The organism is Comamonas sp. A23, assembly GCF_004522605.1.
Lineage (GTDB): Bacteria > Pseudomonadota > Gammaproteobacteria > Burkholderiales > Burkholderiaceae_C > Comamonas > Comamonas thiooxydans.
In genome coordinates this window covers 611,249-631,980 of sequence record NZ_RSDT01000001.1, presented here as the reverse complement: position 1 = coordinate 631,980, position 20,732 = coordinate 611,249, and the positions used below count along the sequence as shown (strand labels likewise).

At 60.8% G+C, this 20,732-nt stretch carries 16 protein-coding genes; 10 read left to right on the top strand and 6 right to left on the bottom strand.

What is annotated here, in order from left to right; translation table 11 throughout:
* The first annotated feature begins 3 nt into the window (after positions 1-3).
* The 7 genes from EIC84_RS02965 to argA all read left to right on the top strand — a co-directional run bounded on the left by EIC84_RS02965 (position 4) and on the right by argA (position 7,340).
* Positions 4-489, top strand: a complete 486-nt coding sequence (locus tag EIC84_RS02965) for a TadE/TadG family type IV pilus assembly protein (protein WP_003067936.1) — start codon at positions 4-6, stop codon at positions 487-489.
* A complete protein-coding gene (locus tag EIC84_RS02960; protein WP_034362771.1) occupies positions 486-950 on the top strand; it encodes a TadE/TadG family type IV pilus assembly protein in 465 nt (154 codons plus the stop codon). Before EIC84_RS02965 ends, EIC84_RS02960 begins: the two co-directional genes overlap by 4 nt.
* A 15-nt stretch (positions 951-965) precedes the next feature.
* A complete protein-coding gene (locus EIC84_RS02955) occupies positions 966-2,126 on the top strand; it encodes an AAA family ATPase (protein WP_003067938.1) in 1,161 nt (386 codons plus the stop codon).
* 27 nt (positions 2,127-2,153) lie between these two features.
* The gene (locus tag EIC84_RS02950; RefSeq protein WP_003067939.1) at positions 2,154-3,569 is read left to right on the top strand and encodes a CpaF family protein; all 1,416 of its coding nucleotides are present in this window, start codon (positions 2,154-2,156) and stop codon (positions 3,567-3,569) included.
* Between the two features lie 21 nt (positions 3,570-3,590).
* Positions 3,591-4,580 carry a type II secretion system F family protein gene (locus EIC84_RS02945; RefSeq protein WP_003067940.1) on the top strand — a complete coding sequence of 330 codons (990 nt, stop codon included), beginning with the start codon at positions 3,591-3,593 and terminating at the stop codon, positions 4,578-4,580.
* A gap of 27 nt (positions 4,581-4,607) precedes the next feature.
* Entirely contained in the window at positions 4,608-5,519 is a 912-nt protein-coding gene (locus tag EIC84_RS02940; RefSeq protein WP_003067941.1) for a type II secretion system F family protein, read from the top strand.
* Between the two features lie 474 nt (positions 5,520-5,993).
* Entirely contained in the window at positions 5,994-7,340 is a 1,347-nt protein-coding gene (gene argA, locus EIC84_RS02935; RefSeq protein ID WP_003067942.1) for an amino-acid N-acetyltransferase, read from the top strand.
* A gap of 102 nt (positions 7,341-7,442) precedes the next feature.
* Here the strand turns inward: argA and EIC84_RS02930 are convergent, their stop codons facing one another.
* Positions 7,443-8,258, bottom strand: coding sequence for a helix-turn-helix domain-containing protein (locus tag EIC84_RS02930; RefSeq protein ID WP_003067943.1), 816 nt, complete (start codon positions 8,256-8,258; stop codon positions 7,443-7,445).
* Between the two features lie 269 nt (positions 8,259-8,527).
* Between EIC84_RS02930 and EIC84_RS02925 the strand changes: the two genes are divergently transcribed.
* The 3 genes from EIC84_RS02925 to EIC84_RS02915 all read left to right on the top strand — a co-directional run bounded on the left by EIC84_RS02925 (position 8,528) and on the right by EIC84_RS02915 (position 13,732).
* Positions 8,528-10,207 (top strand): 2-isopropylmalate synthase, encoded by a 1,680-nt coding sequence (locus EIC84_RS02925; RefSeq protein WP_003067944.1) that lies wholly within the window; start codon positions 8,528-8,530, stop codon positions 10,205-10,207.
* Between the two features lie 253 nt (positions 10,208-10,460).
* The gene (locus EIC84_RS02920; protein WP_003067945.1) at positions 10,461-12,854 is read left to right on the top strand and encodes an adenosylcobalamin-dependent ribonucleoside-diphosphate reductase; all 2,394 of its coding nucleotides are present in this window, start codon (positions 10,461-10,463) and stop codon (positions 12,852-12,854) included.
* Between the two features lie 230 nt (positions 12,855-13,084).
* Entirely contained in the window at positions 13,085-13,732 is a 648-nt protein-coding gene (locus EIC84_RS02915) for a dihydrofolate reductase family protein (RefSeq protein ID WP_003067947.1), read from the top strand.
* 414 nt (positions 13,733-14,146) lie between these two features.
* On the opposite strand, the gene EIC84_RS02910 is transcribed toward EIC84_RS02915, so the two are convergent.
* The 5 genes from EIC84_RS02910 to EIC84_RS02890 all read right to left on the bottom strand — a co-directional run bounded on the left by EIC84_RS02910 (position 14,147) and on the right by EIC84_RS02890 (position 20,675).
* On the bottom strand, positions 14,147-15,577 hold the full coding sequence (locus tag EIC84_RS02910) for a chloride channel protein (protein ID WP_003067949.1): 1,431 nt from the start codon (positions 15,575-15,577) through the stop codon (positions 14,147-14,149).
* A 197-nt stretch (positions 15,578-15,774) separates the two neighbouring features.
* Complete coding sequence (locus EIC84_RS02905; RefSeq protein WP_003067950.1) at positions 15,775-16,131, bottom strand: DUF3325 domain-containing protein; 357 nt, start codon at positions 16,129-16,131, stop codon at positions 15,775-15,777.
* A complete protein-coding gene (locus EIC84_RS02900; RefSeq protein WP_167598989.1) occupies positions 16,128-16,445 on the bottom strand; it encodes a hypothetical protein in 318 nt (105 codons plus the stop codon). Before EIC84_RS02900 ends, EIC84_RS02905 begins: the two co-directional genes overlap by 4 nt.
* Entirely contained in the window at positions 16,442-18,082 is a 1,641-nt protein-coding gene (locus EIC84_RS02895) for a PepSY domain-containing protein (RefSeq protein WP_003067952.1), read from the bottom strand. The genes EIC84_RS02900 and EIC84_RS02895 overlap by 4 nt, the downstream gene beginning before the upstream one ends.
* Positions 18,083-18,092: 10 nt before the next feature.
* The gene (locus tag EIC84_RS02890; protein WP_034362774.1) at positions 18,093-20,675 is read right to left on the bottom strand and encodes a TonB-dependent siderophore receptor; all 2,583 of its coding nucleotides are present in this window, start codon (positions 20,673-20,675) and stop codon (positions 18,093-18,095) included.
* Positions 20,676-20,732: the final 57 nt, after the last annotated feature.

Genomic DNA, 20,732 nt, shown 5'->3' with positions numbered 1-20,732 from the left:
ACCATGCAATCCCCTCGCTTATCCAGCCATCGTGGTGTAGCGCTGATTGAGTTCGCGCTGATTCTCCCGCTACTGCTGATACTGACTTTTATCACCACCGAATTTGGCCGCGCGCTCTACCAGTACAACACCTTGACCAAGGCCGTGCGCGATGCTTCGCGTTATCTCTCTGTACAGGATCCCAGCATTGCAACCAGTGATCCCCAAGGGCTGATTAACAACGCTAAAAATTTGGTCGTTTTTGGCAATGTGGCCAATACAGGGAGCCCACTGGCCGTAGGTCTATCGGTCAGCCAGATTCCCAAGCCTACCTGGCAGCATGCAGGCGCGTCCCCCGTCATCAACACGGTCACCATCCGTATCGCAGGTTGCGCCACCTCGGCCCCACCTTGCTACAAGTTCACACCGCTCATTTCCGGAGCTTTCGGCGTGAATTTCGGCACGGTGAATTTTGCGGATATCAGCGCCACGATGAGGGCTCCACTATGAAAAAACCAGCTAACAACCCGCAACGAGGCGCCACGATGATTGAGTTTGCCTTGGTGCTGATGATTTTTCTGACATTTTTTCTGGGCCTGATGGACTTTGCCCGCATGCTCTGGACGTGGAATGCAGCCAATGAAGCCACGCGCTGGGGAGCTCGCACCGCCGTGGTATGCGCCAAGGGCTCAGCCAAGGTACTGGATCGGATGCAGAAATTCCTACCCCAGCTCACAACGGACAACGTAATAGTGGAGTGGTACGACGCTGCAGGCAATCAAAACAACGCCTGTACAACAGCCACCTGCGGCGCTGTCAATGTCCGTATCCAGAACCTGAACTATCAATGGATATCCCCTATCGGCTTCAGCTTGCGGGGTGCCATTCCGATGCCGGGTTTCTCAACCTATCTGCCGCGCGAATCCATGGGTACAGATCCAAATAGCGGCGCACCCGGTATATGCGGCTGAGCAGCGAGGGTCATTATGAAAATCACCATCATTTCCCCCAACACCACCCATCTCAGCGAGATGGCCCATGTGCTGCAAGAGCAGTCGCACCAGGTGCAGACCTTCGAGGGTGGCAAGACCCGCATGCCCACGATTGCCGAGCAGGAGCTTCCGGATCTGATGATCGTCGATGGTATGTGCTGCGACCCTTCAGACCTGGCCCCGGTGGAGCAGGTGACCACCCATCACCCACGCATGGCCGTGGTCCTGCTGTGCGCCCAGCAGACACCAGAGTTTCTGCTGCAATCCATGCGGGCGGGCGTGCGCGAGGTTCTGCCATCGCCTCCGCCGCCGCAGGCGCTGGCCGATGCCGTTCAGCGTCTTGCCAGCAAATTGCAGGACAGCACCCCCAACCGTGCACAAGGGCAAGTCATGGCCTTTCTGCCCTGCAAGGGCGGTGCCGGCGCCACTTTCCTGGCCACCAATCTGGGCTGGGCGTTGGCGCAAAAGCACTCCGTGCTGTTGATCGACTTGAATCTGCAGTTTGGCGATGCGCTGCCCTATCTGCATGAAGGCAAGCCAAGCTCGACATTGGCGGATGTGGCACGTGACCTTCACCGCCTTGACGCCTCTTTTCTCACGGCCAGCACGGTAAAGATCACACCGCGCCTGCATGTGCTGGCAGCCCCCGAAGATGCCATGCATGCCATGGAAGTGGAGCCCGGGCATATTGAGGCCATCGTGCAACTGGCTGCCACGCACTACGACTTCGTGCTGCTGGACATGGGGCGCGTGCTGGACCCATTGGCTCTACGCGTGCTCGACAAAGCGCAGTGCATTGTTCCTGTGCTGCTGCCCAACGTACCCGCCGTGCGCAATGCGCAAAAGCTGCTGCGCATGTTCCACGATCTGGGCTACCCGGAAAGCCGCCTGCATCCGGTGCTGAACAGGGTGGACAGGCGCAGCGAAATCGGGCTGTCTGAAGTGCGCAAGACCCTGGGCCTGGAACAGCAATGGCGCAGCATTCCCGACTCTGCCCAGGAAGTACAAGCAGCCATCAATGCTGGAGCACCGCTGGCCGAATCCGCTCGCAGCAGCAGCGTGGTGCGCGAGCTGACGGCCTGGGCCGATGCACTGTCACCTCGGGCTCATGAAGAAAACGGTAATTTTTTGAACCGGCTCTTTCGCCGGGCGTAGGCATCCGTATTGCAGAAGGAGACTGTCATGTCACTACGAGATTTCTTGACCGCGCCATCGACACGCACGCCCAAGCCTCTGCTGCAGGTCGTGTCCGAGTCCGCAGATATGTCGGCCATGCCCGCAACAGAGCCTCCTCCGCCATCCACCCCCATCTATGGTCACTCTGCGGCCTATCTGGCACTCAGAAGCCGCATTCATGCCAAGCTGCTGGAGCGGTTTGATCTTGCTGCCCTGGATGCAGTATCCGTGCAGACACTGCAGCAAGAAATTGCGACCATGACCGAGCGACTACTGGCTGAAGACTCCGCAGCCATCAACGATCTTGAAAGAAAAATGCTGATCCGAGATATCCAGCACGAGATGTTGGGTTTCGGTCCACTCGAGCTGTTGATGGCCGACCCTGCAGTATCGGACATACTGGTCAATCGCTACGATCAGATCTATGTGGAACGCCGGGGCCGGTTGGAGTTGACGCCCGTTGTCTTTACCGATGAAAAGCATTTGCTGCGCATCATTGACAAGATCGTTTCACGCATAGGCCGGCGCATCGACGAATCCAGCCCCATGGTCGATGCCCGCCTGCCAGATGGCTCGCGCGTGAATGCGGTCATTCCGCCCGTGGCCCTTGATGGCCCCATGATGTCGATCCGGCGCTTCGCCCATATCCCGCTGCGCATGGAAAATCTGATCAACGACCTCAAAAGCCTGACACCTGGCATGGCCCTGGTTCTTGAGGCTCTGGCCAAGGCCAAGGTGAATATGATCATCTCTGGCGGCACAGGAGCCGGCAAGACAACGCTGCTCAACATCCTCTCTAGCTATATTCCTGCTGTAGAACGCGTGGTCACCATCGAGGATGCGGCCGAGTTGCAACTGCAGCAGCCTCATGTGGTGCGCATGGAAACGCGCCCGCCCAATATAGAGGGCCGTGGCGAAATCACGCAGCGATCCCTTGTGCGTAACGCACTGCGCATGCGGCCTGATCGCATCATCATCGGCGAAGTCCGGGGCGCCGAAGCGGTAGACATGCTGCAGGCCATGAACACCGGCCACGAAGGCTCATTGACGACCATCCATGCCAATACGCCACGCGACTCTTTGGCACGGCTAGAGAACATGGTCGGCATGGCAGGCCTCAATCTGCCGCATCAGGCCGCACGCCAACAGATTGCATCGGCCATAACGGTAGTCGTGCAGGCACTCCGGCTCACGGATGGCAAACGCAAGATCACCAGCATCCAGGAGATCACTGGCATGGAGGGCGATGTAGTGACCATGCAGGAGATCTTTGCCTTTACCCAGACCGGCGTCGGCGCAAGCGGCGAAGTCCAAGGATATTTCCACGCCACGGGTGTCAGACCCAAGTTCGCCGATCGGCTAAAAGGCTTCGGCATTGCTTTGCCCGACAGCATCTTCGCTCCAGAACGCCACTATCAATGAACTCCGCAAAAAGGTGCCGCCATGCTGTCCTTTTTATCTTCCCACTCGGTCCTTGTAATCATCGGTCTGGTGTTTGTAGCCGTACTCCTGCTGCTGGAAGCACTGCACACGATCTGGAAACAGTACAAGAGTCCTGAGGCAAAGCGGCTTGAACGCCGGCTCAGAGCCTTGTCAGCAGCCGATGACAACAGCAATCCGACCAAGCTTGTCAAGGAGCGCACACTTAGCGATATGCCCAGAATGCAGCGGGTGCTGCAAACCATGCCGCGCGCGCACCAACTAGACCGTTTCATTGTTCAATCAGGCTTGGACTGGACGGTTTCGGGCTTGCTGCTCGGCAGTGCAACGTTGTTTGCGCTAGGCATGCTAACAACCATCATGCTTCGCCAACCTATGGAGCTGGGCGTGCTTTTAGGTTTGGCGCTGGCTTCCTTTCCATGGCTGTTTCTGCAACGCAAAAGACTGCAGCGCCTGAAACGTATGGAGCGCCAACTCCCCGAAGCGCTGGATCTGATAGCGCGAGCATTGCGCGCGGGCCATGCATTTTCCGCAAGCCTGCAAATGGCAGGAGAGGAACTGACCGAACCTATCGCCGGCGAGTTTCGCCTGGTGCATGACGAGATCAACTATGGCACATCGCTACATCAGGCCTTGACCAATCTGGGTGAGCGCGTGCCGATCACAGATCTGCGCTACTTCATTGTCGCCGTACTCATACAGCGCGAATCTGGCGGCAACCTCACCGAGATGCTCAGCAACCTGAGTCGCCTGATCCGCGAGCGGCTCAAGCTCCATGCCAAGGTCCGCGTCCTGTCCGCTGACGGGCGAATGTCGGCCTGGATCCTGGGTTTGATGCCATTTGGACTGGCCGCTCTGCTCAATCTAATGAACCCGGAATTCATGCATCCGCTCTGGACTGACCCTATTGGCATCAGCATTCTGAAATGGTTGGCCGCACTGATGGTCATAGGTCTGCTGCTGCTGCGCCGCATCGCCCGTATCAGGGTATGAGCCCAACTGAAACGCAAGGAGTACGCCATGTTGATCGTCGCCCTGCTCACTTTCACCGCCCTCATGCTGGCTGCAGGAGCCTTGTTCTTCTGGGCAACACCAACAGTCGCCGAACGGCGCTTACAGTCACTGACACCCACCTCTCAGGACAAGGGCTGGACAGAAACAGTCGTCAAACTGGTCGGCCCATTTGCACATCTGTCGTCACCCACCAAAGACATTGATGCAACGCCATTGCGGCTGCGCTTTCTGAATGCAGGCATCCGCCACGAGAGTGCACCACTGCTGTACTTTGGAGTCAAAACGCTGCTGCCTCTTTCTTTGGGTCTGGCGGTGTACTCTCTCATGCTGACAGCTAGCAAGGCAGACAGCACCCAGCGATTGCTCTTCCCCTTGGTGGCAGCTCTTGTGGCCTGCTACCTGCCGAATCTTGTTCTGCGCTGGATGGCCTTGCGCCGCAAGCGCGAGATCTTTGAAAACTTTCCCGATGCTGCCGATTTGATGCTGGTCTGCGTAGAAGCAGGCATGGGCCTGGATGCCGCGCTGGGCAAGGTAACTGAGGAGATTCGCATCAAAAGTGAAGCCCTGGCAGAGGAGCTCCACTGGACCAACCTGGAAATGCGTGCCGGCAGCACTCGCGAAAAAGCCTTACGAAATCTGGCGGCCCGCACCGGTGTTGATGAGATTCACACTTTTACGGCCATGCTGACGCAGGCAGACCGATTTGGTACCAGCATAGGCGAATCGCTCCGGGTTTTCTCGGATGACCTACGCCACAAACGGCAAATGCGCGCCGAAGAGCTCGCTGCCAAGATTCCCACCAAGATGCTGTTTCCGCTGGTAACCTGCATCTTCCCGGCCATCATCATGGTGGTTCTGGGTCCGGCCATCATTCGAGTCGCGCGCATGATCTTGCCCATGATGGCCGGCAGCATGTGAGGGCTCCAACAGTGATTCGGATTCACCTCTCGGACTAGATATCCTGAAAGCAATCTCAGCCTCTTGATCTAATCCACAGGGACGGCAATGACCTGCAAAGGGCATGTGCTCACTCCATGACGCGTGGATTGACAACTTGAGCTGGAGCCCTCTCTCGACGTGGCCGAAGAATGCGTCGTGAAATGAAACATACGGATAGATCTGCGCAAACGGCAACCGGACGCTTGACCGAGTGTCTATCTTTGCCTCGCATGGTTTCGACGCTGACTGCCACCAGGCAGCCTAGCTCAAATACAAGTCGTCATTTTTTGAAAACACCGCGCCACAAAAACCACAAACTGTGCGATCAGCGCGCACAAAACCCTGCTGCAACCAGCGAAGGCACGCGAGTAACCGCTACACTTTGCGCCTCAGGCCTGCGTAATACCCGACGCAGGCCTTTTTTCCCGCTTTTCGAGGTTTTCGCGCACTGCCATGTCCACCGTCTTCAATTTCACCTTTGTTCCCTGGTTCAGGTCTGTGGCCCCCTATATCCACAAGTTCCGACACCAGACCTTTGTGGTGGGCCTGACTGGTGAAGCCATTGATGCGGGCAAGCTCAGCTCCATCGTCCAGGATCTGGCAATGATCCAGGCCATGGGCGTCAAGATCGTGCTGGTGCACGGCTTCCGCCCCCAGGTCAACGAGCAATTGCGCCTCAAGGGCCAGGAGCCGCGTTATTACAACGGCATGCGAGTCACCGACTCCATTGCGCTGGACTGTGCCCAGGAAGCGGCCGGCCAGCTGCGTTACGAGATCGAGGCCGCCTTCAGCCAGGGTCTCCCCAATACGCCCATGGCCGGTGCGCGCGTGCGCGTGATTTCGGGCAACTTCCTCACGGCACGTCCCGTAGGCATCGTCGATGGCGTGGACTTCATGCACTCCGGCCTGGTGCGCAAGGTCGACGTGGAAGGCATTCGCAGCGCACTGGGCTCCGAAGCCATGGTGCTGGTCTCTCCCTTCGGCTTCTCGCCTACGGGCGAGGCCTTCAACCTCAGCATGGAAGAAGTGGCCACCCGCGTGGCGATCGAACTCAAGGCCGACAAGCTGCTGTTCCTGACCGAAGTGCCTGGCGTGCGCATGGACCCCAGCGGCCCGGCCGACGAGAACAACCCCATCGATACCGAGCTGCCGCTGGACGCTGCACGCCGCCTGCTGGCCCAACTCCCGCCTGCACAGCAGCCTACCGACGTGGGCTTTTACCTACAGCACTGCGTGCGCGCCTGCGAGCATGGCGTGGAGCGAAGCCATATCCTGCCCTTCTCCACCGACGGAGCGCTTCTGCTGGAGATCTATGTGCACGACGGCATAGGCACCATGGTCATTGACGAAAAGCTCGAAGAACTGCGCGAGGCCACGATCGACGACGTGGGCGGCATCATTCAGCTTATCGAGCCCTTCGAGCGCGACGGCACGCTGGTCAAGCGCGACCGCACCGAGATCGAACGCGATATCGCCAGTTACACCGTCATCGAACACGATGGCGTGATCTTCGGCTGTGCCGCCCTGCACCCCTATCTGGAAGCCAAGACCGCCGAGATGGCCGCCGTCACCGTCTCTCCCAAGAGCCAGGGTACGGGCGATGGCGAGAAGCTGCTCAAGCGCATCGAACAACGCGCCCGCGCCCTGGGTTGCGAAACCATGTTTGTGCTGACCACGCGCACCATGCACTGGTTCATCAAGCGCGGCTTTCAGCCTGTCGAGCCCGAATGGCTGCCCGAGGCCCGCAAGGCCAAGTACAACTGGGGCCGCAAGAGCCAGGTGCTGGTGAAGAAGCTCTAATCCACCTTCACTATTAAAAATAGCTTCCGGCGCTTGATAAACAAGCGTTGGAAGCTATTTTCGGAGCAAAAGATCTTGATGCGGCAGGCGTTGCAAGAACGGCTAAGGCCGCGTAGCCCGGCCTGCCGACGCAACAAACTCCGATGGCGGGCGGCCGAACTGGCGGCGAAACGCAGCCGTGTATGCGCTATGGCTTTCATAGCCGCTTTCCAGTGCCACGGTCGTGATGGCCATGCCCTGCAGCAACTGGGGGATGGAAGCCATCAGGCGCATCTGCTGATACCACCTGCCCCAGTTCATTCCGGTGCTTTTCAGAAAGCGGCGATGCAGCGTCTTGGGCGTGAGCGCGTGCTGCCGCGCCAGGGCTTCCACCGTGGTGCGCTGCGCCGGTGCACTCAGCATGCTCTCGCAGATACGTCGCATCAGCGCATCCTGGGGCCAGGGCAGGTAATACGGCAGCGGGGCCAGGGCGCTGAGTTCCTCCAGCAGCAAACTGCCCAGCAAGGCATCGCGCGGCCTATGCGGCCCCTCGTGGGGCAATGCCACCAGAGCTGTCATCAGCTCGCGCACCAGCGGCGCGACATGCAGCACGCCGTCCCGGGCCGGCAGCTGTGCGGACCAGGCCTCGTCGACGAACAGGCCATAGGCCCGCACCGCCGTGGTCGCCGTGATCCCGTGCAGCATGCCCGGGCGTAGCCACACTGCCGTGGTCGGCGGAACCAGCCATTGGCCGCTGGGGGACTCGACCAGCAACACACCTTCAGACGCATAGATGAGATGGCCGCGCGCATGGCTGTGCTGCGGCACCACATGGCCTGGCGGATAGCGCTGCTCCACGCCCGTGACAGGCAGCGAAGAGGCCTGGGCATGCTGCAGATCCAGCGCATGCGCACCATGTTCGGGGGAAGCAAAACCCATGAGATGTCTAAATTTCTACAACAAATGAATATCTATCGATAGAAGTCTATACCTCTGGCGACATAAAGTAGCCGCATTGCCTCCATCAAGCACCTTGCCGTGAAACACCGCCACCCGCTTTCGCTACGCCTACTGACTCTGACATCTGGTCGGGGTCCGCATGCACGCGTTCGCGCATGGTCCCATCCTGGTCTTCCCAGACCCCGGCCTTAGCCAGCCCCATCCGGGCAGGGAGACCAGGTGATCGTTTCTTCAACTCCAAGGTCTCTATGCTGGCTGATCCCTCTACCAAATACCGCGCATTTCCCGTTGTGGACTTGCCCACCCGCCAATGGCCTGCCCGTACGTTGACCCAAGCGCCCGTATGGCTTTCGACCGATTTGCGCGACGGCAACCAGGCGCTGTTCGAACCCATGAACCGCGAGCGCAAGCTACGGCTGTTCGAGGAGCTGGTCGCCATCGGTTTCAAGGAAATTGAAATCGGCTTCCCCTCCGCTTCGCAGACCGACTTCGACATCGTGCGCCACCTCATCGAAGCGCAACTGATTCCGCACGATGTCACGCCCATGGTCATCACCCAGCTGCGTGAGGACCTGATTGCCACCACGGTGCGCAGCGTGGCCGGCGCACGCCGCGTGATCGTGCATCTGTACAACGCCGTGGCACCGGCCTTCCGCGAAATCGTCTTTGGCATGGAAGTGCCGCAGATCATTGCCATGGTGGAGCACCATGTACGCCACCTCAGGCAACTCACCGAGCAGCACCCCGAAACCGAATGGGTGCTGCAGTACTCCCCGGAAACCTTTTGCATGGCCGAGCTGGACGTTTCCCTGGCCGTGTGCAATGCCGCCATTGCAGCCTGGGATGCCGGTCCTAAGCGCCCCATGATCATCAACCTGCCGACCACGGTGGAGGTTTCCACCGCCAATGTGTTTGCCGACCAGATCGAATGGATGGACCGGCGTCTGGCACGGCGCGAGCACATCACGCTTTCGGTACACCCCCACAACGACAGAGGCACCGGCGTGGCCTGTGCCGAGCAGGCCCTGCTGGCCGGTGCCCAGCGTGTGGAAGGCTGTTTGTTCGGCAACGGCGAGCGCAGCGGCAATGTGGATCTGGTGACGCTGGCCCTGAACCTCTACACCCAAGGCATTGCTCCGGGCCTGGATTTCTCCGACATCGCTGCCGTGGCACGCATTGCCGAAGCTTCGACGGCCCTGCCCATCCATCCGCGCCACCCCTATGTGGGCGACCTGGTGTTCACGGCATTTTCCGGCTCACACCAGGATGCGATTGCCAAGGGCTTTGCGACGCAACAACCCAACGCCCCGTGGCGCGTACCCTATCTGCCCATAGACCCGCAGGACCTGGGACGAACCTATGACAGCATCGTGCGCGTCAACAGCCAGTCCGGCAAGGGCGGTATTGCTTTCCTGCTGCAGAAGGACAGGGGCATCACCATGCCGCGGCGCATGCAGATCGAGTTCAGCGCCATTGTCCAGGCCTGGGCCGACAGCAGCGAAACCGAACTTAGCAGCGCACAGATCTGGGAGCTGTTTGAAGCCACCTACCTGCATGCCCAAGCCGGGTCTCGGTCACTGCGTTATGAAAGCCACCGCCTGTTCGACAGCCCGCAAGGCCAGGGTATCGAACTGCACTGGCACGACGCCAACGGGCAACCCAGGCTGCGCAGCGGCATCGGCAACGGCCCTATTGCAGCCACCGTCGCTGCACTGGAGTTGCCGCTGCGCATCGACAGCTACGAAGAGCGCAGCCTGGGCAACGGCGCCGACGCCTGCGCCGTTGCCGTCATCGAAGCCGCATGGCCTGGCGTGCCCGGCTCACGGTTTGGCGTAGGCATGCACGCGAACATCGTCACCGCATCAGTGATGGCGGTCGTGAATGCCGCTGCGCGCTTTGAGGGGGACATGATTCAGACCCGCGCGTAGCCTTCGATAGATCGTTGCGTCTCCCTCTTGTCGGCCGATACCGTTTGAAGCTCGGCCTGCGCGGTGCCCTGCCTCATACGCCGCCCCGGTCTTTTCCGTCTATTTTCGGCGGGTCTGTCACAATTTTGGGGCGGGCCCGTTCTGGCGATGGAGGCTTCTGGCCACTTGGTGCATCGCCGATGTTGCGCTGCATCACAGCACCACCAAACAGTCTGGGCTACAAAGTCAGCATCCGATTAGCATGAGGCATGCCATGAACACACTCCCTCCTCAGGCCATCAGCCAGGATGTGCTGGCCGAAAAATATCTGGCCGACGGCGAGCAATCCGAGCAAGAGCTGTTTGCCCGCGTGGCACGAGCCCTGGCCGCTGTTGAAAAGCCTGAGCTTCAAACGCATTGGGAACAGCAATTTCTGGCCAATCTGCAGCGCGGTGCCATCGGTGCCGGCCGCATCATGGCAGCGGCGGGGCTGGACACCAAGGCCACGTTGATCAACTGCTTTGTGCAGCCCGTCGCCGACGCCACCAATGGTTTCGACAGCCAGGGCAACCCCGGCATCTACACAGCGCTTTCTCAGGCAGCCGAGACCATGCGCCGCGGTGGCGGCGTGGGTTATGACTTTTCCAACCTGCGTCCACGCGGTGCGCTGGTGCGCGGCACCAACTCCTTTGCGTCGGGCCCCTGCTCCTTCATCGATGTCTTCGATGCATCCTGCACCACGGTGGAGTCGGCCGGTGCGCGCCGCGGCGCCCAGATGGGTGTGCTGCGCATTGACCACCCCGATGTGCTGGAATTCATCACCGCCAAGCGACAAAAAGGCCGCTGGAACAATTTCAATGTGTCTGTGGGCGTGAGCAGCGCGTTCATGCAGGCGGTCAGAGACGATGCCGAATGGGAGCTGATCCATGTCGCCAGTCCCAGCGAGGCACAGATACAGGCCGGCGCCCATCGCCGCGACGATGGTCTCTGGGTCTATAAAAGCCAGCCTGCGCGTGCACTATGGGATGCCATCATGCGCTCGGCCTATGACTTCGCCGAGCCCGGCATCCTGTTCCTCGACAACATCAACGCCGACAACAACCTCTGGTATGCCGAGCAGATTGCTGCCACCAATCCCTGTGGCGAGCAACCCCTGCCGCCTTACGGCTGCTGCGATCTGGGCCCGGTCATACTCACGCGCTTTGTGCGCGAAGCGTTCACACCTCAGGCTTTCTTCGACATGGAGGCCTTTCGCGCCGCCGTCGCGGTTCAGGTGCGCATGCTGGACAATGTGCTGGACGCCACCGTCTGGCCCCTGCCCGAGCAGCAGCGCGAGGCACAGCAAAAGCGCCGCATCGGCGTGGGCTTCACGGGGCTGGGAGACGCCCTGATTCTGCTGGGCCTGCATTACGCCAGCGATGCTGGCCTGCAGCAGGCCGCATCAATAGCCCGTGCCATGCGCGATGCGGCTTATGCCGCGTCGGTGGAGCTGGCACGGGAAAAAGGTGCCTTCCCTCTGTTCAACGCCAAGCAGTATCTGAAAAGCGGCTTTGCCAAACGCTTGCCCAAGGAGCTGCGCGCTACCATCAAAAAACATGGGCTGCGCAACAGTCATCTGCTGTCCATCGCCCCCACGGGCACGGTATCACTGGCCTTTGCCGACAATGCGTCCAACGGCATCGAGCCGGCCTTCTCGTGGACCTATACGCGCAAAAAGCGCACGGCCAACGGCGGAGAGCAGTTCTACACTGTTCAAGATCACGCCTACCGCCTCTACAAGGCCTTGCACGGCGACGATGTCCCGCTGCCCGAGTGCTTTGTCAGCGCCCTGGAGCTGAGCGCCAGCGAGCATGTGGCCATGATGCGCTGCGTCCAGCCCTTTATCGACACCTCGATTTCCAAGACCGTCAATATCCCGGCCGACTATCCGTTCGAGGACTTCAAGCACCTCTATATGGAGTGCTGGGAGGTCGGCCTCAAAGGCTGTGCCACCTACCGTCCCAACGACACGCTGGGCGCGGTTCTGTCTACCGATTCAGCCCCCGCCCCCTCTCAAGCGCCTACCGGTAAATCGCAGGCTGCAATCAACTCGCTTAGCAGCAGCGGCATGACGGCCGTGATCGAGCGCCGCCCCGAGGGTCCGCTCAATGCCGTGGTGGACAAGATCGAGTATTTCACACATGACGGCATACGGCGTCTCTATCTGGTCGTCAGTTTCATGGTGGTCGACGGTGTGGAGCGTCCCATCGAATTCTTCATGCCCGTGGGCCAGACCGGGGAAAGCCAGCAATGGATCACGGCCACCATGCGCAGCTTGAGCCTGGCCGCGCGTGGCGGCTTTCTCGACAAGGCCCTGGCCGATCTGCGCAAAGTGGCCTGGGATCGCGGCCCGGTGCGCTACGGCAACAGGACGCGTGACGACGGCAGCCGCATCCCGCTCTGGCATGACAGCGAAGTGGCGCTGCTGGCCTATGCGATTCAAAGCATCATCGCCAATCGCGGCCTGCCCCAGCCGGCGCCCAGCACGGCGGCCACGCCGGCATCTCCGCCCGAGAACAATGCCCCAGTCAGCGGTCAAAAGTGTCCCGACTGCGGAGCACATGCCATGATCAAAAAAGATGGCTGTCAGTTCTGTACCGCCTGCGGTTTTGTGGGGTCATGCGGTTGAAAAATGGATAGCTTGAGTCGCGATCAAGCTGAGCAGTGCGATGGATGACTGAGTCCGCAGCAGCAGCGTCCATTCAAGCGGATACCCAAAGCAGCGGTCAGACGCGACTTCGGACCCAACACCCTGAGCTCAACAATGCGACGGGTGACCGAGGCATGTGGAAACGCTAAGTACAGACGTTGATATCGAGGCAATCGATCATCGCTCTCCAACCTGAAAGGTGTTCCGTCATGAAAGTCAAAGTCCTCTGCTTCGGCATCTCGCTGGACGGTTACTCCGCCGGACCCAACCAGGATTTGCAGAACCCGCTCGGCGTCGGTGGACCTGAGATCCTTGAGTGGTTCTTCCACACCCAAGTCTTTCAGCGCATGCATGGGGGGTCTCAGATCGGCGAAACAGGTGTCGACAATCAGATGGCCGAACGCTCCTTCGAGAACATCGGCGCGTGGATTCTGGGGCGCAATATGTTCGGACCTATACGCGGCCATTGGCCCGACGAAAGCTGGCAGGGCTGGTGGGGCGATGAGCCGCCCTATCACGTGCCCGCATTTGTCCTGACCCACCACGCGCGGCCCTCGCTGCGCATGCAGGGAGGCACTGATTTTCACTTCGTCACGGATGGCATTGCATCGGCGCTGGCGCAAGCCAAGACAGCCGCAGGTGATCGCGATATTCGCATTGGCGGCGGCGTAGCCACCGTGCGACAGTTCCTGCAGGCGCGACTGGTCGATGAGATTCACCTCGCTATACGTCCTCTGTTGATGGGGTCCGGCGAAAACCTCTGGCAAGGCTTGGACATGCGCGCTCTGGGCTATGAGGTCGCCGAAGTGAGGCAGGGCGAACGAGCCATGCATGTGATGGTGCACAAACAAGCCTAACACCTGAAAACCGGGTCGCACTTGATACCACAGGCGTACTCCTGGCTGCCCGGACTGTTCAAGCCCATGGACCTGACACTTGTGACGCTCATGTTCCAACCGCGATGGCCAGCGGCAGTCGTATCCAGGACGCTTGCTTAACGCTTGGCTTCGGAAGTCGAAAAAGATGACCGACTGGAACGATAGGCCAGATCGGTGCTGCAAGTGGCCTCAGTCGTAGACGTCACATACCTCACCAATGGCGAGGTCGCCCCACTTCTCGCTCTTTGGATATCACATGCCTGTAGGCCTGACTCACCGACTGCGCCTCACGTCCAGAATCACCTGAACTACTGATTTCACCCGAGCATAAGCACCGTTGGCCCAAGCTAGTTCAATTCCGCGTAGACGCTGCTGATGGATTCAACCGACAGCCTAGCCTTGACGCGACTTTTGCAGTGCATCAGGCTCGGAAGACTCGTCCCGCGCCACAGGCTGTGTGGACTCCGCCGGAGCCGCAGCGGTTTCAGGCTCCGGCACCTTGGGCAAAGAGGCCCTTGCCATCTGGAGCATGTGCAAGGCCAGCGACTCATACAGCGGCCGCGCAATCATGCGCGAGATCATGCTGGCGATCATGGCCGATGCCATGAGGCTCAGCACCAGTGAGTGGCCGTCCACCATCTCCATGACGATGATGAAGGCCGTCAGCGGCGCCTGGGTGACTGCCGCCAGAAAGGCCGCCATGCCCATCGCTATCAATGCAGGCGCTATATCCGTAGTTCCAACAATCGATGCAACGTTATTCCCCACGCCTGCACCAATCGACAGCGAGGGCGCAAAGATACCGCCGGGTACGCCCACCCAGGCCGATAGCCAGGTAGCGATGAATTTGAGCGTGACATAGAACTCGGGCACATCGGCCTCGCCCTGCAGCATATGCTTGACGGCTTCAGAGCCCGCACCAAAGGTGGCGCCGCCGGTGACCACGCCGATGACGGCAATCAGCAGGGCCAGCACTGCCGCAAAGCGGATCGGAAAGCGTGACCTGAGCTTGTTGAGGCGCTCCGTGGATGAAGTCAGCGAGTGGGTCATGAGCTTGGCGAACAGGCCGCCCAGCACGCCGCAGGTCAGCGCCACGGCAAGACAAGGCAGCAGGTCACGCCAGCCGAGTTCGGCCACGCGGATGCGGCCAAAATAGCTCAGATTGCCGAAGACCGAGACCCCCATCAGACCGGCCAGCACAATGGCCGCGATGATGAGTCCGCTGGAGCGCGACTCCAGCTTGCGCGAGAGCTCCTCGATGGCAAACACCACGCCCGCCAGCGGGGCGTTGAAGGCTGCTGCAATACCTGCCGCCCCACCGGCCACCAGCAAGGCATGGGTGTTGATGACGGACTTGGGGCCCAGCCAGCGCCGCGCCGAATGCATGACACCGGCAGCCACCTGCACCGACGGCCCTTCGCGCCCTATCGACAGCCCAGCGAGAAATCCCGCGCTGGACAGCACGATCTTGGCAAACGACAGCCACAGCGACACAAAGCGCTTGCGCAGACTGGCATCGACCGATGGCTCAAGCGTGGCAATCACCTGCGGGATGCCCGAGCCGCTGGCACCCGGAGCCCATTTGCGCGTGGCCCAGACCGCTGCCGCCGTGATGGCCGGCATCCAGATCAACACCAGCCAGCCGTGGACGCCGTGGTAGATGCTCTCGAAAAAGCCGAAAGCCGCCTCGGCCAGCAGCGTGAAAGCCACCACGCTCAGCCCCGCTGCCGCGGCATAGGCCAGCACCACCGTCCGCTCCAGCCAGCGCTTTCCATCGCGCATCTCTTCATTGAGGTTGTGGAAGAAATCTGGCTCTTGCTGCATGGGCGGGCAATCGTTTCGGGGCGGCTGCAAAAATGGGCGAAGACCCACATTCTGCGCCCGCCCAAGGGCTTGCCAGATCGGCAATAGCCACAACGATTGCCCACACAGGTTTTTACAACGACCGCCCGATTCGCACATCTATTGCGAATCGCCCGGCTAAAGCCCGAGGGAATGCCCATGCGGTCATGCCGTCTAACTCATCCCGTGAATGCCACCCAAAGCGTCCCGGCCAAGGCGACCAGACCTCCCATGGCCACCAGCACTGCACCGGGCCCAGGCACATAGGCGAGCAGCCATGTGAGTGCCAGCGCGGCCACACTGAGGCAGCCCAGCCAGACGATGGTTCCCACCGCAGCACCCCACAAGCCCATGCACAGCCACAGTGCGAGCAGCATCAGCGCCGCCCCCGCCAGGCGCAGCACGACCCGCAGCGCCGGCCCGGGCTCGCCACGCGATACAAGCTGATCGCAATGCCTGTCCATGACCTGGCTCAGCACCAGCATGCCTGCCAAGCACAGCGCCAGGGCGCAGGCCATCACCTGCCACAGGCTCATGCCACACCTTTCAGCGCCTGCAGCGCAGCTATCAACAAGACTGCCGAGCCCGCCATCCATGCCATCACGCGCAGCAGGCTGCGCACATGGAAGGCCCAGAGCGCCACTGCGGTGTAGAGCAAAAAGCTGAGCAAGGTGGAAAGCAGCACGGCAGGTGCACGCTGCATAGCGCCCACGGCCACAAGCACATGGGCCATCACGGCGCAGGCCAGCGCCGTGAGCGCATAGCCGCCCAGCGTGGCCATCAGCACGCGCAGCAGTACGGCCCAGCGATAGCGCCTTGTCTGTGCCTGGGTCATTGCCGCCGCTTTCATGTGAGACCTCCCGTGACCGCGTCACGGCCCGCACGCGGCTGCGCCATGGTCTTGCTACGCCGCGACTTTTCATGCCGCCATGCCCCCCAGGCCACCAGCAGGCCCAGCGCCATGCAGGTCAGCTCCAGCCCTGCCCGCTGACCATCGCCCTGCGCCAGGTACAGCAGCAGGTGCTGGCCTGTAGTCATGACATTGAGCAGCGGCAAGCCCAGACACAGCAAGGCCAGCATCCATAGCTGTTCGCACCAGGCCTGGCGCGCCGTGCGCAGCAGCGCATGCAGCAGGCTCAGAGCCCAGACCGCAAAGAACACGCGGATTTCCCAGCTGGAACGCGCCTCCAGCACCAGGGGCAGCAGACGATTGCCATACAGATAGGCAATGGACGCCAGCGCCGAGCCTGCCAATGCAGCCACATTGAGCCCATCGATACAGCGGTACATGAAATGCGTGGCCACACCCCATTCATGACCGCTTTTTGCACGACGCTTGACTGCAAACAAGATCGATCCGCTGGCAATCATCGCGGTGCCGATCAGACCCAGAACAAAATACAGCCACTTCATCGTCCAGCCACCAAAGGTGACCAGATGCAGCGCGCTGATGACGGGATAGGTGTCGGTCGCCAGATTGCGGGACAGGGGATTTGCAGGTGGCAGCAACACCTGGCCGCTGACGGCATCGAAGGTCACGGCACGCGCGGCGTTGACCAGGCGGCGCGTCACTGCCGTATCCGGCTTGCCTTCCGTGAAGCGTATCGTGGCCGGCGCCCCCTCAGGTCGCTGCACCACCACGCCCACAACGGGCTCCGTCAGCAGGGACTGGGCCTGCTGCGCAAGGCTGACAAGGTCCACAGCTGCAATGGCAGGCACATTCGAGAGCGTATTCGCCTCGGGTCTGGCATTCAACTCGGACTCGTAGCGGCTGTAGGCCGAACGGTCCTGCCCATACAGCGATTGCAGCGGCCAAGGCATATAGCTGGTGTAGAAATGCGCGAGTCCTGTGTAGACGATCATGAACAGAAACGGCAGCGTGAGCACGGCCGATGCATTGTGAGCATCCAGCCAGGAGCGCTGGCCCTTGCCGGGCCGGAAGGTAAAGAAGTCCTGAAAAATGCGCCGGTGCACAATCACGCCGGAGACCAGCGCCACCATCATGCACATCGACACCAGTCCCACCACCCAGAAGCCAGCGATACCGCCCTGCAAGGAATAGTGAAAGGACATGAAATGCCGGCCGCCTTCGGTCTCGCGCGTGGCGGGTTCGGGCAAGGCTTCGCCCGTCTGTGCATGCAGGCTGGCCTGCTGATCGCCGTCCAGGGTACGCGCGAATACCTTGACCCCATCGCCTGCGTGCAGCGGCAGACCGATGCGCCAGATACTGGCATCCGGCGCCGTCTTGCTCAGGTGCTGCTCGGCCAGCCGCAAGGCCTGCAGACGCTCTTGCGGAGAAAGCGGCTGCTGGCCGCTGCCCTCCAGTGGCAACCCCTGCATCCATCGCGTGATGGGCTCACGGAACACACTGATCGAGCCCGTCAGAAAAATGGCGCAGAGCAGCCAGCCGCACACCAGGCCGCACCAGGTGTGCAGCCATGACATGGTCTGGCGAAGTCCGGGCTGAGATGCTGGCTTGCCGCTCATGTCAGCCCGCTCAGAACGCGCCACGCAAGGTCAGCAGCACGCTACGCGGCTCGCCATACCAGTTGCCGCTGCCCGAGGTCCCAACCGTCTTGTAGTAAGTCTTGTCGAACAGATTGTGCACATTGAGTGCAGCCGACCAGTTGCGATTGATGCGGTACTGCACGCTGGCACCCCAGACGGCGTAGCCGGCCTGGGTGAAGCGGAAGGGAACGGCATTGCCATCGTATTGGCCCGATGCCGGGTTGTAGCTGTTGGCCGTGCCGCTGACATAGGTGGCGCTTTGCAGCGTTACGCCACCGCCCACCGTCCATGGCGAGAGCTGACCCTGCAACTGATACGTGCTCCACAGCTTGAACAGGTGCTTGGGTGTGATGGAGCTGTAGACCAGTTGCGACGGGTCGGTCTTGTTGCGATTGTGGTTGTAGGTATAGCCGGCAAACAGCTGCCAGCCCTGCGCCAGCTGACCGGTCACTTCCATGTCCAGCCCCTGGCTGATGATCTTGCCCTGCGCGACATAGCAGCAGCTCAGGCCCAGATTCCCCACATCCGTTTCCGGATAACGCGGATCACGCACCGCCTGCCCCTTGCGCTCGATACGGTAAAGAGCCAGCGCTGTATTGAGCTTGCCATCGGCGAGTTCCCCCTTCATGCCCAGCTCGAAGCTGCGGCCTTTGATCGGGTCCAGCGCGGCCCCCGGTGCCGGCCCGGCCAGCATATTGGCCTGCGATTTGTGGATCTCGGTCACGCTGCCATAGGCTGTCCACTGCTTGCCCAGGTCGTAGACCAGGCCTGCATAGGGGGTGAAGATACCGCTTTCGCTGTAGTACTCGCGACCGCTCGCCCGAACACTGCCATCGGCGTTGTAGTTGATGTATGGCGTGTCGTAGGAGTAGCTGGCATAACGTCCTCCGACAATGGCAGTGAGCTGATCCGTCAGGCTCAGGTTGGCACGACCATAAAAGCCTTTTTGCGTGGCGCCGTAGCCGGGATAGCTGCGTGTCTTGCGCTCGCTTACTGCCGAGGGAATTCGGCCGGGATCGAACTCATAGACATTGGTCAGAGACAGTGGCGTATCCATCTCGGAGTAATAGGTGTCCTGATCGTCACGGACCTTGCTCCAGTCCGCGCCGAGCAGCAAGCGGTGCTTGCGGCCGAACAGCGAGAACGGGCCGCTGGCATGCACATCCAGGCTTTTTTTCTCCGAACGAAAGTCGTTGGAAAAGCCGGTCCAGTTGGCGCCAAGACCTGTTGCAGGGTCAACGGCTCCGCTGAGGCTCGCCAGCCGTGAATCGCTGTCCACCTTCTGATAATTGACTTGAGCCTTGAGCTTCCAGTCCCCCGCCAGTTGCTGGTCGAGTTGCGCAAAAATCTCCTTGGCGCTCTTGTCGTAGTGGCTCCAGCCCGCCATCAGCGCGGTTTTGCGAGACAGCTTCAGATCGTCGCCATTGGCGGCACGCGGCAGGCCTTCGCGCCAGGGAGTGGCCTTGAGCTTGTCGTAGCTGGCTCCCAGGCTCACACGCGTGGAGCTGGTCACATCGGCCTCCAGAATGCCGTAGAGCAAGCTGTTTTGCGAATCCGCTCCGCGATAGAAAAAGTTCTTGTCCGAATGCGCGAGCACGGCACGACCTCGCAGGCTCCCTGCTTCATTCAACGGGCCCGCAACATCCAGCTCGGCCTGTTTGCGACTCCAGCTGCCGACGCCCACCGAGCCCAGAATCTGCTTTTGCGCCGTGGGACGCTTGCGCACCAGATTGATGGCACCGCCAGGCTCCCCATTACCGCTGAACAGACCGTTGGCGCCGCGCACCACCTGCACACTGTCATACATGGCCAGATTGGGGTCGAACAGCTGCTGGCTGAACGCGTCCACACTGGCACCGTCGATCTGCACATTGCTGATCTCGAAGCCGCGCGACAGAAACTTGGTGGCCGCACCGCCCAGTCCACCCGCGCCGCCATAGTCCACCGTCACGCCGGTGGTCTGCTGCATCACCTCCCCCACATTGCTCATGGCCTGATCTTCAATGCGCTGGCGCGTCACCACCGAGATCGACTGTGGTGTCTCGCGGATGTCCTGCCCTTTGCCCAGGGACACGTATGAGGCGGCATACGAGCCGCTGCCTTCCGTGGCTTCGCGTTCAGCCTGGGCCGTCACCGTCACCTCGCCCAGCATGCCGGTCTGGTTGCTGTGGCGGCGCACGGTGATGGCCGACCCGGCAGGTACCGCTTCCAGCCCGCTCCCAGTCAGTGCCTTGCCCAACGCCTCGTTCAAGGTATGAACGCCTTGCAGCGCCGGCGCCGTGCGGCCTTCCACCAATGCAGCGTCAACCGAGACCGACACCCCCCAGGTGCGGGCCAGTGCATTCAATGCCTGTCCCAGGGGCTGCGCAGGCAAGCTCAGGCTGCGCGATGTGGACATGGCTGTCTGGCTGCTGGCGCTCTGGGCATGAGCCGTCGGCAACACCGCCAGGCCCGACCAGCTCAGACAAGCCAAGGCACTGGCCAGAGCCACGCTGCGCAGACTGCCACCATGCGAACCCGCAGCCAAACCCTTCCCTTGGTTAGAAGAAAAATGAGAGTGATTTCTTTTCATCAAATACGTCCTGTGAACTGCTTGTCAAAGTGCTTTCACAGTGAAGACGCATGAAAC

Coding starts and splice junctions, on each gene's coding strand:
- EIC84_RS02965 (WP_003067936.1), top strand. CDS start 4: ATGCAATCCCCTCGCTTATCCAGCCATCGTGGTGTAGCGCTGATTGAG.
- EIC84_RS02960 (WP_034362771.1), top strand. CDS start 486: ATGAAAAAACCAGCTAACAACCCGCAACGAGGCGCCACGATGATTGAG.
- EIC84_RS02955 (WP_003067938.1), top strand. CDS start 966: ATGAAAATCACCATCATTTCCCCCAACACCACCCATCTCAGCGAGATG.
- EIC84_RS02950 (WP_003067939.1), top strand. CDS start 2,154: ATGTCACTACGAGATTTCTTGACCGCGCCATCGACACGCACGCCCAAG.
- EIC84_RS02945 (WP_003067940.1), top strand. CDS start 3,591: ATGCTGTCCTTTTTATCTTCCCACTCGGTCCTTGTAATCATCGGTCTG.
- EIC84_RS02940 (WP_003067941.1), top strand. CDS start 4,608: ATGTTGATCGTCGCCCTGCTCACTTTCACCGCCCTCATGCTGGCTGCA.
- argA (WP_003067942.1), top strand. CDS start 5,994: ATGTCCACCGTCTTCAATTTCACCTTTGTTCCCTGGTTCAGGTCTGTG.
- EIC84_RS02930 (WP_003067943.1), bottom strand. CDS start 8,258: ATGGGTTTTGCTTCCCCCGAACATGGTGCGCATGCGCTGGATCTGCAG.
- EIC84_RS02925 (WP_003067944.1), top strand. CDS start 8,528: ATGCTGGCTGATCCCTCTACCAAATACCGCGCATTTCCCGTTGTGGAC.
- EIC84_RS02920 (WP_003067945.1), top strand. CDS start 10,461: ATGAACACACTCCCTCCTCAGGCCATCAGCCAGGATGTGCTGGCCGAA.
- EIC84_RS02915 (WP_003067947.1), top strand. CDS start 13,085: ATGAAAGTCAAAGTCCTCTGCTTCGGCATCTCGCTGGACGGTTACTCC.
- EIC84_RS02910 (WP_003067949.1), bottom strand. CDS start 15,577: ATGCAGCAAGAGCCAGATTTCTTCCACAACCTCAATGAAGAGATGCGC.
- EIC84_RS02905 (WP_003067950.1), bottom strand. CDS start 16,131: ATGAGCCTGTGGCAGGTGATGGCCTGCGCCCTGGCGCTGTGCTTGGCA.
- EIC84_RS02900 (WP_167598989.1), bottom strand. CDS start 16,445: ATGAAAGCGGCGGCAATGACCCAGGCACAGACAAGGCGCTATCGCTGG.
- EIC84_RS02895 (WP_003067952.1), bottom strand. CDS start 18,082: ATGAGCGGCAAGCCAGCATCTCAGCCCGGACTTCGCCAGACCATGTCA.
- EIC84_RS02890 (WP_034362774.1), bottom strand. CDS start 20,675: ATGAAAAGAAATCACTCTCATTTTTCTTCTAACCAAGGGAAGGGTTTG.